Consider the following 14445-nt stretch of genomic DNA (forward strand, 5'->3'; position numbering starts at 1 on the left):
AATAACACATCGTTGAATACGCCGAAAGATAACGATACATTTGTAGCTAGAATTGACCCGTATGAGCAAAAAAGAGTTAAAATTCAACAGTAAGACCATACACGGTGGACAACAGCCAGACAAGGCCTACGGTGCCGTGATGCCTCCGATATATCAAACCTCCACCTATGCCCAATCCACCCCTGGAGGACATTTGGGATACGAATATTCCAGAAGTGCCAATCCCACCCGGACGGCTTTGGAAAAAGCCTTGGTCAGTATTGAAAATGGGGAATATGGCATGGCCTTCGCAAGTGGATTGGCAGCCATTGATGCCGTCATGAAATTATTGGAACCCGGTGATGAGGTCATTTCAACCAGTGACCTTTATGGAGGTAGTTACCGACTTTTTAAGCGGGTCTATGAAAAATTTGGCATCACTTTTCGGTTTGTGGACATGGGCCATGTGGACAACATTGCGGTGCAGATCAATGATAAGACCAAATTGGTTTGGGTAGAAACGCCAACTAATCCCATGATGAACGTTATCGACATAAAAGCCGTTTCCGAAATCACCAAAAAGCACGGTTTGTTGTTGGCTGTGGACAACACCTTCGCTACGCCGTATCTGCAAAAACCGCTGGATCTTGGAGCTGATATTGTAATGCATTCCGCCACCAAATATCTGGGCGGGCACAGTGATGTAGTCGTGGGAGCCTTGGTGGTTAGCGACAAGGAGTTGGCAGATCGATTGTATTTTATCCAGAATGCCAGCGGTGCCGTTTGTGGCCCTATGGATAGTTTTTTAACGCTACGGGGTATCAAAACGCTCCACGTCCGCATGCAGCGGCATTGCGAAAATGGAGAAGCCGTTGCTCACTTTCTCAAAAACCATCCAAAAATAGAAAAGGTGTATTGGCCAGGTTTTAAGAGCCATCCCAATCATGAAGTGGCCAAGGCTCAAATGAACGGATTTGGTGGGATGATTTCCTTTGTGCCCAAAGGTGGAAGCTATGACGATGCCATAAAAATTGTGGAGAAACTGAAAATATTTACCCTAGCGGAATCGTTAGGGGGTGTGGAAAGTTTGGCGGGCCATCCTGCCAGTATGACCCATGCGAGCATTCCCAAATCCGAACGTGAAAAAAGTGGTGTAGTGGATGCTTTGATCCGGTTGAGTGTGGGCATTGAGGATAAGGAGGATTTGATGGACGATTTGGAACAGGCGCTCGCATAAACTTTTTGAAAAATTTATAAAAAATAAATATTCAAATTATGGAAATAATATAATTTTGCCGTCAAATTCATAATTCACTAAAAATCACCCCGTAGCCAGCGCGAGGGGACAACTAATTTTAATCCGAATATGGAAGAAAAAATCAAAGCATTTATGGATGAGGTGAAGGCCAGAAACGGTCATGAACCTGAATTCATTCAAGCCGTACAGGAAGTAGCGGAAACTGTGATCCCGTACATTGTTCAGCACGACATTTATCATGGGAAGAATATCCTATTGCGTATGGTGGAGCCCGAGCGATTGATTTCGTTCCGGGTAGCATGGGTTGATGATGCAGGGGAGATCCATGTAAACCGTGGGTACCGTATCCAAATGAACTCCGCTATCGGCCCATATAAAGGGGGACTTCGTTTTCACCCAACCGTGAATGCCAGCGTATTGAAGTTCTTGGCGTTTGAACAAGTCTTCAAAAATAGTTTGACCACCCTTCCAATGGGTGGAGGTAAAGGGGGTTCCGATTTTGATCCCAAAGGAAAATCGGATGATGAGATCATGCGTTTTTGCCATGCCTTCATGACCGAGCTTTGCCGTCATATTGGTCCGAATACCGATGTTCCCGCAGGGGATATTGGGGTAGGTGCCCGTGAAATCGGGTTCCTTTTCGGGATGTACAAGAAAATCCGCAATGAGTTTACAGGGGTATTGACCGGTAAGGGTCTTTCTTGGGGTGGATCTTTGATTCGTCCAGAAGCTACCGGTTATGGAACCGTTTACTTTGCCGATAGCATGCTAAAGACCAAGGGAGAGTCATTCGAAGGAAAGAAAGTGGTCATTTCCGGATCAGGAAACGTGGCCCAGTATGCCGCCGAAAAAGTGCTTCAATTGGGAGGTAAGGTATTGACGCTATCCGATTCCAGTGGTTATATTTTTGATAAGGATGGTATAGATGCGGATAAGTTGGCCTTCGTTATGGACTTGAAGAACAACAAACGCGGTCGAATCTCCGAATATGCGGATAAATATCCTTCTGCTTCTTTCCATAAAGGGGAAACCCCATGGAAGGTGAGCTGTGATATTGCCCTTCCGTGTGCTACCCAGAACGAGTTGAATGGTGACGATGCGGCTGCATTGATCAAAAATGGTTGTATTGCCGTGGCCGAAGGAGCCAATATGCCTTCAACGCCGGAAGCCGTACATGCTTTCCATGATGCCAAAATTTTGTTTGCACCAGGTAAGGCATCCAACGCAGGTGGTGTGGCTACTTCAGGTTTGGAAATGTCACAGAACTCGCTTCGCATCAGCTGGACCCGTGAGGAAGTTGACGAACGATTGAAGGGGATCATGGCCGGAATCCATGACGCTTGTATCCAATACGGTCAAGAAGAAGGCGGATATTGTAACTATGTTAAAGGAGCCAATATTGCAGGTTTCGTAAAGGTTGCAGACGCCATGTTGGCCCAAGGGGTCATATAGTTTAGACCGTCTAGAATGGTTTTTGGTTAGCAGTTGCCGGAAGTTGTGTTTATTTTTACACTTCCGGTAACTGCTTCTTTTTTTAGCCCATGCAAGTAACAACCAAGGCCATTGTTCTCTCTTCCCTAAAATATGGGGATACCAGTTTGATCGTTCGCGCCTTTACCGAATCGGATGGGTTAAAGTCCTATTTGTTGAAAGGGGTCTTGGCCTCCAAAAAAGGGAAGTTGAAATCAGCCTATTTTCTTCCATTGATGCAATTGGAAATAGAAGCCTACCACAAGAACAAGGGCACTTTGGAAAGCATACGTGAGGTAAAGGTGGCCGTTCCCTACAAAACCCTACATACCGATATCGTAAAGAAAAGCGTGGTGCTTTTTTTGGCCGAAATGTTGGGAAACAGCATACACGAACAGGAGCAGGACCAAAGTCTGTTCAATTATTTGGAGTATAGCTTGCAATGGTTGGATGCGCATACCTTGCCACCCGATTTCCATATCCTGTTTTTGCTCAATCTGAGCAAGTATTTGGGGTTTTATCCGGACACATCCCTCCGAGATTTGCCTTTTTTTGATCTTCAGGAAGGAGAATTCTGCCCATCACCATCACTTAACCCACTGATTCATAGTGAAAACCTGTTAGATTTTAAGAAATTTTTAGGCATGAATTTTGATGCATTAAATGCGATAAAACTAACTAAGTCTAACAGGCGGGAACTCTTAAAAATGGTAATACTGTACTACCGATTGCATGTGCACGGATTCAGGGAACCGAAGTCCCTTGCCATACTAAATGCAGTGTTTAATTAAAATGTACAACCTAAAACCAACCTCAACCTTAATCCTTTTCTTTTTTTCTGTTGCCGTTTTTGCCCAAGAAGTGACTGTTTTGGATGCAGATACTGGAATCCCTATTGACAATATTGCGGTTTTCAACAAGGACCAGTCCAAGACCACGGTTTCAGATGCCAATGGAAAAATTAATCTGGACGTTTTTTCGGATGATGAAAAAATCACTTTCAGGCACATCAGTTATGAAACGTTTATCACCACCAAATCGCAGCTTGCCAAAAGAGGTAACCGAGTGTATCTTCACCAAAAAACGGAACAGCTACAAGAGGTAATCATGTCCGTTTCCAAATGGGAGCAGCAAAAAAAGCAGATTCCTCAAAAAGTCGAAACCCTCGATGACCGCAGCATAGCTTTCACTACACCACAGACCTCTGCCGACTTGTTGCAGAACAGCGGAAAAGTGTTCGTGCAAAAAAGTCAATTGGGAGGCGGTAGCCCCATGATCAGGGGGTTCTCCACAAACCGCTTGTTGTTATCAGTGGACGGTGTTCGGATGAACAACGCTATTTTTAGAGGTGGAAACCTTCAAAACGTGATTTCCATTGATCCCTTCACCGTTAAAAAGACCGAGATTACCTTCGGTCCTGGTTCTGTTATCTATGGCAGCGATGCCATTGGCGGGGTGATGAGTTTTTACACGAAACAACCCCATTTTTCCTATACCGATAGCCTGACCATCACAGGGAATGCCGATTATAGGTTTTCCACGGCCAACAATGAGAATACGGCCCACATCGATTTAAATTTTGGGCAGAAAAAATGGGCGTCCTATACCAGTTTCACTTACAACAATTTTGATGACTTGAAAATGGGCAAACACGGTCCGGATTCGTATTTGAGAAATAATTATGTCATCACCGAGAACGGGACCGATGTGCTTGTCGCCAATGACGATCCAAGGAAACAGGTAGTTACGGGTTATGACCAATTGAATTTTCTCCAAAAGTTTTCCTACAGGCCAAGCAGCACCTGGAAATATGATCTGGGACTCTATTATTCGGAAACCTCGGATTATTCCCGATATGATAGATTGATCCGTCCTTCCCGTGATGGTCTTGGACTTCGTTCCGCCGAATGGTACTATGGTCCACAGAAATGGTTCATGGGCAATTTTCAGATTACTCAAAAAGGCAAGAACAAGTTCTATGATGGGGTAAAACTTACCACGGCCTACCAATTTTTTGAAGAAAGCAGACACGACAGGGGATTTCAGGATGTGGAATTGTATTCTACCAAAGAAAAGGTGGATGCGATTTCCGTCAACCTCGATTTTGAAAACAAAAAAATAGGCAATTTCCGCTTGTACTACGGTGCCGAATATGTGTTCAATAAAGTACATTCATCAGGAAGCGTAAAAGATATTGAGACCGATGAAGTGGAGCGCACCGCTTCCCGTTATCCTGATGGGGCCACATGGCAGACCTTGGCGGGGTATGTAAACAGCGAATATCAGATAAAACCCAATTTTAGCTTGTTGTCAGGAATCCGATATAGTCAGGTTTGGGTAGATGCAGAGTTTGAAAAGACCTTTTACCCCTTCCCCTTTGATGAAGCGGATATTGTGACCGGAGCGTTAACAGGAAGTTTGGGATTCAGTTGGTTTCCGTGGTCCGATTTTCAGGTGACGTTGAATGGCTCCACTGGCTTTAGGGCCCCCAATATTGATGATATTGGCAAAATATTCGATTCCGAACCTGGCTCTGTCGTGGTGCCCAACCCCGATTTGGAACCCGAATATGCCTATAATGGCGAGTTGGGTTTGAGGAAAAATTTCAATGATGTTTTGGTACTTAAGGGAGCGGCTTATTACACCTATTTGGTGGATGCCTTGGTACGAAGGGATTTTTCCTTTAACGGTGAAACAGAAATTGAATACAATGGAGAGCCGAGCAATGTCCAGGCCATCCAAAATGCAGCCAGGGCCTATGTGTATGGGTTCGAATTTGGACTGGATGCCTACTTTACCGAGAACTTGTCCTTGACTTCCAATCTCACCATTACCGAAGGAACCGAAGAAGACGATAACGGAACCGACAGCCCGGCCAGGCATGCCCCACCACTTTTTGGTGATGCCCATGTGGTTTGGCAGAATCAAAAACTGAAAGCGGATGTTTTCTTGAATTTCAATGGTGAAGTAAGCAACGAGGATTTGGCACTTTCCGAACAGAGCAAGGATTATATTTATGCCAGTGATGCCAATGGCAATCCGTATTCCCCATCGTGGTACACTTTGAACTTTAGGTCGCAATACCAGATTACCAATGCCTTAAAGGCGAGTGTGGGATTGGAGAACATTACCAACCAAAGGTATCGGATGTATTCCTCGGGTATTGTGGCCCCGGGCACCAATTTGATTTTGGGAGTGGGATACGTATTCTAAAAATAAAGGCTCGGAATTTTCCGAGCCTTTTTCTTTATCCTTTTTTAGGGTTTAGATTTTGATGCTGTCTATGGCCTTCTTGGCCTCCTCCTTCACCTCTTTGCCCGCTTTTTTAAGACTGTCAATGGCTTGTTCCCCTAGTTCCTTCGCATCCTCGCCAGCTTCTTTCAGCGCGTCGGCTGCATCATTGGCGGCTTCCTTTAGATCTTTGCCTGTTTCCTCCAAGGCCTCACTGGCTTCTTCGGAGGCTTCTTTTGCTTTATCCGAGGCTTCCTTGCAGGATGTCAATACCGATAGGGACATGGCAAGGGACAAAACCCCGATTACTACTTTTTTCATTACAAAATGGTTTAGTGTTTAGGTGGATGAAGGTACAGAATTATGCCCTATTTCAACCCGGAAAGGGTATCATATTTAGGTTAAGGCTGTTATGTGGATTCTTAGGCGATTGGGTAGCCCATAATTCCATCTAAATTTATAATTTTGCAAACTTGAATTCGAGAAGAAGTAGCAGGTTATGAAGTTTGCGGAATATAAAGGATTGGATTTGCCTAAAGTATCGGAAGAAGTTCTGGGCTTTTGGAAGGACAAACAGATTTTTGAAAAGAGTGTTTCCACCAGGGAGGGCAAGGAAAGTTATGTGTTTTATGAAGGCCCCCCCTCCGCAAATGGTATGCCCGGGATCCACCACGTCATGGCTCGGACCATCAAGGATATCTTCCCAAGGTATAAGACTATGAAGGGGTTTCAGGTAAAAAGAAAGGCCGGTTGGGACACCCACGGACTTCCTATCGAAATTGGTGTGGAGAAAGAACTCGGCATCACCAAGGAGGATATCGGCAAAAAGATTTCAGTTGAAGAATACAATGCCGCCTGCAAAAAAGCGGTCATGCGCTATACCGATGTCTGGAATGACATGACCGAGAAAATTGGGTACTGGGTAGATATGGATGATCCCTACATCACCTACAAGCCCAAGTACATGGAGTCGGTATGGTGGTTGTTGAAACAGATTTACGACAAAGGACTTTTATACAAGGGATATACCATCCAGCCGTATTCGCCAAAAGCAGGTACTGGATTGAGCTCGCACGAGCTTAACCAACCCGGCACCTATCAAGATGTAACGGATACCACGGTTACCGCGCAGTTTAAGGCTAAAAAGGATTCGCTCCCTGATTTCTTGAAGAATGTAGAAGGTGATATCTATTTTTTGGCATGGACGACAACCCCATGGACCCTTCCCTCCAACACAGCATTGACGGTTGGACCCAAAATCGAATACGTTCTGATAAAGACTTTTAACCAATATACTTTCGAACCCATCAATGTTGTGTTGGCCAAACCTTTGGTGGGCAAACAGTTCAGTGGTAAGTTTTCTGCTGTTGAAACAGAGGCGGAACTTGCCGACTTCAAAGAAGGGGATAAAAAAATCCCATATTGGGTAGGAGATAGCTTTTTGGGTAAGGATTTGGTCGGAATCCGATACGAACAATTGATAGACTACGTGCAGCCGTATCAAAATCCTGAAAATGCCTTTAGGGTCATTGCCGGGGATTTCGTGACCACTGAAGATGGTACTGGTATTGTACACACGGCACCCACCTTTGGTGCGGACGATGCCTTGGCCGCCAAACAGGCCGAGCCTGAAGTGCCACCGATGTTGGTCTTGGACGAGAACGGCAATCCGGTTCCGTTGGTGGATCTTCAAGGAAAGTTCCGTCCCGAGTTGCGGGAGTATGCCGGCAAGTACGTTAAGAACGAATATTATGAAGATGGTGAGGCCCCTGAAAAATCAGTGGATGTTGAGATTGCCATCAAACTAAAGGAAGAGAACAAGGCATTCAAGGTGGAAAAATATGTCCACAGCTACCCAAACTGTTGGCGAACCGATAAACCCATTTTGTACTATCCTCTTAACTCATGGTTCATCAAAGTGACCGATGTAAAGGATCGCATGTTCGAACTCAACCAGACCATCAACTGGAAACCCAAGGCAACTGGGGAGGGTCGTTTTGGCAACTGGTTGGCCAATGCCAATGACTGGAACCTTTCCCGCTCCAGATATTGGGGTATTCCATTGCCTATCTGGAGAACGGAGGATGGCAAGGAAGAAATGATCATTGGCTCCGTGGAAGAATTGAAGGCTGAAATGGCCAAGGCTGTTGAAGCTGGAGTTTTGGACAAGGATGTGTTCGCAGATTTTGTGGTGGGCGATATGAGTGAGGACAATTACGACAAGATCGACCTACACAAAAACATTGTGGATGGCATCACCTTGGTTTCTCCAAGTGGTCAACCCATGAAAAGGGAATCAGATCTTATCGATGTTTGGTTCGACAGCGGCTCCATGCCCTACGCGCAATGGCACTACCCTTTTGAAAACAAAGAATTGATAGATGAGGGAATTGCTTTTCCGGCCAATTTTATTGCCGAAGGAGTGGACCAGACCCGCGGATGGTTCTATACCCTGCATGCCATTGCCACCATGGTGTTCGATAGTATTGCCTACCGAAATGTGGTCTCCAACGGATTGGTACTTGATAAGGAAGGGAAAAAAATGTCCAAAAGATTGGGTAATGCCGTGGATCCCTTTGTGGTATTGCCAGAACATGGCCCGGATGCCACCCGTTGGTACATGATCTCCAACGCCAACCCTTGGGACAACCTTAAATTTGATATTGATGGAGTGGTTGAGGTAAAGCGAAAGTTCTTCGGAACCCTTTACAACACGTATTCCTTTATGGCCCTGTATGCCAATATTGATGAATTCAGCTATGCTGAAGCCGATATTGCTTTGAAGGACAGACCCGAAATAGACCAATGGATTTTGTCCGAACTTCACACGTTGATCAAGAATGTGGATGAGGCCTATGCGGATTACGAAGCAACAAAGGCTTCGCGCATGATCTCTGATTTTGTGCAGGAGAACCTGAGCAATTGGTATGTACGTCTAAGCAGAAGACGTTTCTGGAAGGGAGATTATCAATTGGATAAGATCTCAGCCTATCAAACCTTGTACACCTGTTTGGTTACGGTCGCCAAACTTTCGGCACCAGTGGCCCCTTTCTTTATGGATCGACTGTACAAGGATCTGGATGCGGTGACCGGCAAGGAAGGTTTTGAAAGTGTCCACCTGGCAGTGTTTCCCGTTTACGAACCAACCATGGTGAATAAAAAATTGGAACGCAAGATGCAGTTGGCCCAAAAAATATCATCTTTGGTGCTTTCCATCCGTCAGAAGGAAAAAATCAAGGTACGCCAGCCGTTGCAAAAGATCATGATTCCCGTTTTGGATGCGGAACAAAAAGAGGATATAGAAGCGGTGTCCAATTTGATCAAATCCGAGGTGAATGTGAAGGAAATCCAGTTGTTGGACGATGCATCGGGAATCTTGGTAAAACAGATAAAGCCCAATTTTAAGGTCTTGGGCCCGAAATTTGGTAAGGATATGAAAGCCATTGCTGCCCAAGTATCGCAAATGGGCCAAGATGACATCCAAAAAATGGAACGTAACGGAGAATTAACACTCCAATTGGAAAATAAAAGCGTTAATTTACAGTTAACCGATGTAGAAATTAGTTCCCAGGACATTGAAGGGTGGTTGGTAGCGAGCTCCGGCCCGCTTACGGTAGCGTTGGATGTAACCATTGATGAAACCCTTAGAAAAGAGGGGATAGCAAGGGAATTGGTGAACAGGATCCAAAACCTACGGAAGGAATCAGGATTCGAGGTGACCGATAAGATCGACATCAAAATATTGAAGGACGGCTTTGTGGAAAGTGCCATTTCGAGCAATGAGGAATACATTAAGACCGAAACTTTGACCGCAGAGCTCAATTTCGAGGAAAAATTGGAAGAAGGTGTAGCAGTCGCCTTTGATGAAGTGAATACAAAATTGTTTATTCAAAAGCATTAGACCATGGCAGAAGAACTAAAAGTAAGATACTCAGACAAAGAGTTGGAGGAATTCAGGACCTTGATCGAGGAAAAAATGGAGAAGGCAAAAAGTCATTTGGAACTTTTGAAGAGCTCCTACATGAACGATGGTAATAATGGAACGGACGATACCTCCCCGACGTTCAAGGCTTTTGAGGAAGGTTCCGAGACCATGAGCAAGGAAGCCAATACCCAATTGGCCATCCGTCAGGAGAAATTCATCAGGGACCTTAAAAATGCCTTGATGCGAATCGAGAACAAAACCTATGGCATTTGCCGTGTTACCGGTAAGCTCATCAATAAGGAGCGATTGAAATTGGTTCCACATGCCACGTTGAGCATTGAGGCGAAGAACATGCAGAAATAATAAAAACGCCTTAGGGCGTTTTTTGTTTATGAAACGATCCGTTGCCATATTGTTCTTGTTTGCCATGTTGTCCATGAACGGACAGAAACTGGTGAAGAAGGCTTTTATAGACCCTAAGATCGACTTCATACAGATAGATTCTGAATATTGCTACCATATCGATTTAAAAACAGCCAAGACCGATGAGGTCAAGGTATCTGCCAGTATCGAGGGGGAATATGCCAAAGATTTATTGATTGCCATTGAGGAAACAGGTACAACGGCACTGATCAGTGCCGGGTTTCAGCCCCTGTTCATCAACCCGAATGATAAGTTGAGCGCCCATAAAGTGGTTTCCATTGCATTGGAGATCAGTGTGCCCGAATACAAAAGTGTTGCTGTTTATGGCACCAATTGCGATGTGAGGGTTTCGGGTAACTATGAAAATCTCAATGTTACCCTATCGGATGGTAGGTGTACCTTGGAGAATGTGACCGAAACCGTGGAAGTCGTCACCCAAAAAGGCGATATTTGGCTTACTGCTCCAAGTGGGGATATATTGGCCGAAAGTTCTTACGGGCAGGTGGAACAGGAAACCATTCCCTTTGGGAATGACCAATTTGTGTTAAAGACCGTTGAGGGCAATATCCATCTTAGGAAAACAAAATAATATCCATATTTTTGCAACCGCTTTATTAAAAAGATGAATCAAAGAAAATCCCTGTTAATCATTGTTCTGATTCTTTTGGTAGACCAATTGAGCAAGGTCTATATCAAGACCCATTTCATTTTGGGGGAATCCCATGATGTGCTTGGCTGGTTCAAGATTTTGTTCATTGAGAACGAAGGAGCTGCTTGGGGAACCAAATTGAGCGATTTGTTACCGATTTCGGAATCTTCGGGGAAATTGATTTTGACCATTTTTAGGATTTTTGCCGTTTTCGGCATTGGGTACTGGTTGTGGGACATCATCAAAAAACAATCGACCCGGACCTTGATATTGGCCGTGTCCCTCATTTTCGCAGGAGCAATGGGTAATATCATCGATTCCGTGTTTTACGGATTGCTCTTTGACCATAGCAACGGGCAGGTGGCCACCTTGTTTTCCAACCAGCCTTATGGCAGTCTATTCCATGGCAAAGTAGTGGACATGCTCTATTTTCCATTGATAGATACCACTTGGCCGGATTGGGTACCCTCTGTGGGAGGTCAAAGGTTCCGATTTTTTGAGCCGGTCTTCAATATTGCCGATACGGCCATCAGTACCGGGGTAGGTATTTTGATTGTTTTCAATAAAAAGGCATTTCCAAAGCATGCCGAAAAAAAGCAGGAAGTGGCAGATCAGAATGCGTAGACCTTTTCAGGAGTGATGCAGTAATCCAGTCGCACATCGTTTTCATGTACATCTGAGATGAGGTCGTTCTCGGCTGGAAAAAAGGAAAGACCGATTTTTATGGTTTCCTTTTTACATTTATGCAAAAAGGTGTCATAGAAACCTTTGCCATACCCTACACGGTTTCCTTTGGAATCAAAGGCCAATAAGGGGACAAAAACCACTTCAATTTTGTTTTCGGGGACAAGAAAGCCATCAACAGGTTCTGGAATGCCCCAACTGTTCTTTTTTAAAGTGGTACTGTCGGTAAGCAGATAGTTGTCCATGGAGGTGCTTCCCGTCATTTTGGGGACGATTACATGCTTGTCCCTTCCCTGGAGGAGGGTAATCAACGGAAGGGTATCCACCTCGTTTTTATCTTCGATACTCAAAAAGATATGGAAATAAAAAAAATCCCAGATTGGGATTTGGAGTACATGATTTGCTAAAATCAAACTAAAATCCGAAGCTTGTGTAAGATTGATTTCAGCTCTCAGATCTTTATATTTCTTTCTTAGTTCATGTTTCAACATTAAATGTTGAAGATTTAGGGGTTGTTTTGGGGAAACAAAAATTTATTCTCCTTTGTTGGTTGCAACGGAGAAAAAGATTTTGAAGAACAACATCAAAATCAGGTACATTCCCAAAACGATCACATAGTTTTCCATAGGATTGTATTTATAGTTTTAAATGTATGTAAAAGAATTGAAAAATCCACCATGAAATGCAGATTTTATCGATGAACGACACCTTTTTTAGCAACAGTTTAACAATTTAGACTGAATCTTTGTTGTGAAACCGGGGTTTTTCCATAGTTTTTCTAGGGGAAATCCACAGTTGAAAGGAATGGGTCAAAAATCGGGGTAAAAATCTGGTTGACTGCGTTTTCCAAATATGCTATAGGGAAACCTAACATATATCAATACAAAATGGGAATAGATCAAGTTTAACAGGAAACACCACATTTAAAACATAACTTTGTGTAAAGTCGAACCGGACCATTTTCAAAAGGCCATATGTCCAACCCTACATCCATTGCCGTACAACTTAGTGCTCTGCCCGATAACCCCGGAGTATATCAATTTTATGACAAGGAGGGAAAGATTTTATATGTGGGGAAGGCAAAAAATCTCAAAAAAAGGGTTTCTTCCTATTTCAATAAGACCCAGGAATATGGCAAAACCAGGGTATTGGTCAAAAAGATCCAGACCATCAATCATATTGTGGTTCCTACGGAGTCGGACGCCCTGCTCTTGGAGAACAACCTGATCAAAAAGCTGCAGCCCCGCTACAATGTAATGTTGAAGGACGACAAATCCTATCCGTGGATTTGCATCAAGAAAGAACGGTTTCCGAGAGTCTTCCCCACACGCAAACTGATCAAGGACGGATCGGAATACTACGGTCCCTATACCAGTATGAAAACCGTACGGACTCTATTGGAATTGGTAAAAAGTCTTTATCCGCTCCGTACCTGCAATTATGACCTTTCCGAAGACAAGGTTGAAGGGGGCAAATACAAGGTATGCCTGGAATATCATTTGGGAAATTGTTTGGGACCGTGTGAAGGATTTCAGACCGAACAAGAATATCACGGACAGATTGAGGACATACGGCAGATCATCAAGGGAAACTTGCGGGATTCGTTGCAATCGTTCAAAAAGCAGATGAACGAACTGGCCGAAAAAATGGAGTTTGAAAAGGCGCAGCGTGTAAAGGATAAGATCGATATCCTGGAAAACTATCAGGCAAAATCAACCGTGGTAAACCCCAAGATCAATAATGTTGACGTATTTACCATCATTTCGGATGAGACCCATGCCTATGTCAATTTCTTGCAGCTTTCCCATGGTTCCATTGTGAGATCGCATACCTTGGAGATCAAAAAGAAATTGGAAGAAACGGATGAGGAACTATTGCAGTTGGCCATTACGGAGATACGGCAACGATTTCATTCCAAATCCAAGGAAATCTATCTTCAGGTACCGGTGACCGTGGAGGAAAACGTGAAGGTGACCCTGCCCAAATTGGGAGACAAACGGAGGATTTTGGAGCTTTCGGAACGGAATGCCCGGTTTTATCGGCAAGACAAGTTAAAACAGATCAAGATAACCGATCCCGATAGGCACACCAAACGCATCATGGCCCAGATGAAGGCCGATTTAAGGCTTTCCGTGGAACCCAGACATATTGAATGCTTCGACAACTCTAACATACAAGGGAGCAATCCAGTAGCTGCCTGTGTGGTCTTTAAGGACGGCAAGCCCTCCAAAAAGGACTACAGGCACTTCAATATTAAAACAGTGGAAGGTCCGGACGATTTTGCCAGTATGGAAGAGGTGGTGCACAGAAGGTACAAACGGCTCTTGAGCGAGGATGAACCCCTGCCACAGCTTATTGTGATCGATGGGGGAAAGGGACAATTGTCGTCTGCCCTAAAAAGTTTGGAACTTTTGGACCTGCGTGGAAAAATTGCCATTGTCGGGATAGCTAAAAGACTGGAGGAAATCTATTTTCCTGAAGACCCAGTTCCTTTGTATTTGGACAAACGTTCCGAAACCTTGAAGATAATTCAACAGTTGCGGAACGAGGCCCACCGTTTTGGGATTACCCATCACAGGAACAAAAGGAGCAAGGGTGCCATTAATTCGGAGTTGGAGCGCATTGAAGGTGTTGGGGAAAAGACCGCGGAACAATTGTTGAAAAATTTCAAGTCCGTAAAACGAATCAAGGAAGCTTCGTTGGAAAGCCTTGCAGAATCTGTGGGTATGGCCAAAGCGAAGAAAATATATAAAACATTTCATTAGTCACTATGTGCATCAGGAGTACAATAACCACGATTATATTCATCTTGTTAGGGGTAATTGG

The 14445-nt window shown here is 44.2% G+C and carries 11 protein-coding genes; 9 read left to right on the top strand and 2 right to left on the bottom strand.

Annotated elements, in window-relative coordinates; all coding sequences use genetic code 11:
* Positions 1-61: 61 nt before the first annotated feature.
* The 4 genes from D2V05_RS10820 to D2V05_RS10835 all read left to right on the top strand — a co-directional run bounded on the left by D2V05_RS10820 (position 62) and on the right by D2V05_RS10835 (position 5920).
* Complete coding sequence (locus tag D2V05_RS10820; protein WP_119647612.1) at positions 62-1216, top strand: cystathionine gamma-synthase; 1155 nt, start codon at positions 62-64, stop codon at positions 1214-1216.
* 129 nt (positions 1217-1345) lie between these two features.
* Positions 1346-2689 (top strand): NADP-specific glutamate dehydrogenase, encoded by a 1344-nt coding sequence (gdhA, locus tag D2V05_RS10825; protein WP_119647615.1) that lies wholly within the window; start codon positions 1346-1348, stop codon positions 2687-2689.
* A gap of 89 nt (positions 2690-2778) precedes the next feature.
* Positions 2779-3498, top strand: coding sequence for a DNA repair protein RecO (gene recO, locus D2V05_RS10830; RefSeq protein WP_119647617.1), 720 nt, complete (start codon positions 2779-2781; stop codon positions 3496-3498).
* Between the two features lies 1 nt (position 3499).
* Entirely contained in the window at positions 3500-5920 is a 2421-nt protein-coding gene (locus D2V05_RS10835; RefSeq protein ID WP_119647620.1) for a TonB-dependent receptor, read from the top strand.
* A 51-nt stretch (positions 5921-5971) separates the two neighbouring features.
* Here D2V05_RS10835 and D2V05_RS10840 read toward each other — a convergent pair whose 3' ends face one another.
* The gene (locus tag D2V05_RS10840; RefSeq protein ID WP_119647623.1) at positions 5972-6259 is read right to left on the bottom strand and encodes a hypothetical protein; all 288 of its coding nucleotides are present in this window, start codon (positions 6257-6259) and stop codon (positions 5972-5974) included.
* A gap of 178 nt (positions 6260-6437) precedes the next feature.
* Here D2V05_RS10840 and ileS point away from each other — a divergent pair, with 178 nt between their 5' ends.
* The 4 genes from ileS to D2V05_RS10860 are packed head-to-tail and all read left to right on the top strand — an operon-like array spanning position 6438 to position 11559.
* Positions 6438-9839 (top strand): isoleucine--tRNA ligase, encoded by a 3402-nt coding sequence (gene ileS / locus D2V05_RS10845; protein ID WP_119647625.1) that lies wholly within the window; start codon positions 6438-6440, stop codon positions 9837-9839.
* Between the two features lie 3 nt (positions 9840-9842).
* The gene (locus tag D2V05_RS10850; RefSeq protein WP_119640543.1) at positions 9843-10226 is read left to right on the top strand and encodes a TraR/DksA family transcriptional regulator; all 384 of its coding nucleotides are present in this window, start codon (positions 9843-9845) and stop codon (positions 10224-10226) included.
* Between the two features lie 28 nt (positions 10227-10254).
* A complete protein-coding gene (locus tag D2V05_RS10855) occupies positions 10255-10875 on the top strand; it encodes a DUF4097 family beta strand repeat-containing protein (RefSeq protein ID WP_119640542.1) in 621 nt (206 codons plus the stop codon).
* 33 nt (positions 10876-10908) lie between these two features.
* On the top strand, positions 10909-11559 hold the full coding sequence (locus D2V05_RS10860) for a lipoprotein signal peptidase (protein ID WP_119647627.1): 651 nt from the start codon (positions 10909-10911) through the stop codon (positions 11557-11559).
* Here D2V05_RS10860 and D2V05_RS10865 read toward each other — a convergent pair.
* Positions 11547-12110, bottom strand: a complete 564-nt coding sequence (locus D2V05_RS10865) for a 5-formyltetrahydrofolate cyclo-ligase (protein WP_119647629.1) — start codon at positions 12108-12110, stop codon at positions 11547-11549. The genes D2V05_RS10860 and D2V05_RS10865 overlap by 13 nt on opposite strands.
* A gap of 483 nt (positions 12111-12593) precedes the next feature.
* Between D2V05_RS10865 and uvrC the strand changes: the two genes are divergently transcribed.
* Positions 12594-14384 (top strand): excinuclease ABC subunit UvrC, encoded by a 1791-nt coding sequence (gene uvrC, locus D2V05_RS10870; protein ID WP_119647632.1) that lies wholly within the window; start codon positions 12594-12596, stop codon positions 14382-14384.
* The last annotated feature ends 61 nt before the right edge of the window (positions 14385-14445 follow it).

It is taken from the genome of Flagellimonas pelagia (assembly GCF_003584135.1).
GTDB classification, from domain to species: domain Bacteria; phylum Bacteroidota; class Bacteroidia; order Flavobacteriales; family Flavobacteriaceae; genus Flagellimonas; species Flagellimonas pelagia.

What these genes read in the sequence shown, in the direction of transcription:
- D2V05_RS10820 (WP_119647612.1), top strand. Translation starts at nt 62, where the DNA reads ATGAGCAAAAAAGAGTTAAAATTCAACAGTAAGACCATACACGGTGGA.
- gdhA (WP_119647615.1), top strand. Translation starts at nt 1,346, where the DNA reads ATGGAAGAAAAAATCAAAGCATTTATGGATGAGGTGAAGGCCAGAAAC.
- recO (WP_119647617.1), top strand. Translation starts at nt 2,779, where the DNA reads ATGCAAGTAACAACCAAGGCCATTGTTCTCTCTTCCCTAAAATATGGG.
- D2V05_RS10835 (WP_119647620.1), top strand. Translation starts at nt 3,500, where the DNA reads ATGTACAACCTAAAACCAACCTCAACCTTAATCCTTTTCTTTTTTTCT.
- D2V05_RS10840 (WP_119647623.1), bottom strand. Translation starts at nt 6,259, where the DNA reads ATGAAAAAAGTAGTAATCGGGGTTTTGTCCCTTGCCATGTCCCTATCG.
- ileS (WP_119647625.1), top strand. Translation starts at nt 6,438, where the DNA reads ATGAAGTTTGCGGAATATAAAGGATTGGATTTGCCTAAAGTATCGGAA.
- D2V05_RS10850 (WP_119640543.1), top strand. Translation starts at nt 9,843, where the DNA reads ATGGCAGAAGAACTAAAAGTAAGATACTCAGACAAAGAGTTGGAGGAA.
- D2V05_RS10855 (WP_119640542.1), top strand. Translation starts at nt 10,255, where the DNA reads ATGAAACGATCCGTTGCCATATTGTTCTTGTTTGCCATGTTGTCCATG.
- D2V05_RS10860 (WP_119647627.1), top strand. Translation starts at nt 10,909, where the DNA reads ATGAATCAAAGAAAATCCCTGTTAATCATTGTTCTGATTCTTTTGGTA.
- D2V05_RS10865 (WP_119647629.1), bottom strand. Translation starts at nt 12,110, where the DNA reads ATGTTGAAACATGAACTAAGAAAGAAATATAAAGATCTGAGAGCTGAA.
- uvrC (WP_119647632.1), top strand. Translation starts at nt 12,594, where the DNA reads ATGTCCAACCCTACATCCATTGCCGTACAACTTAGTGCTCTGCCCGAT.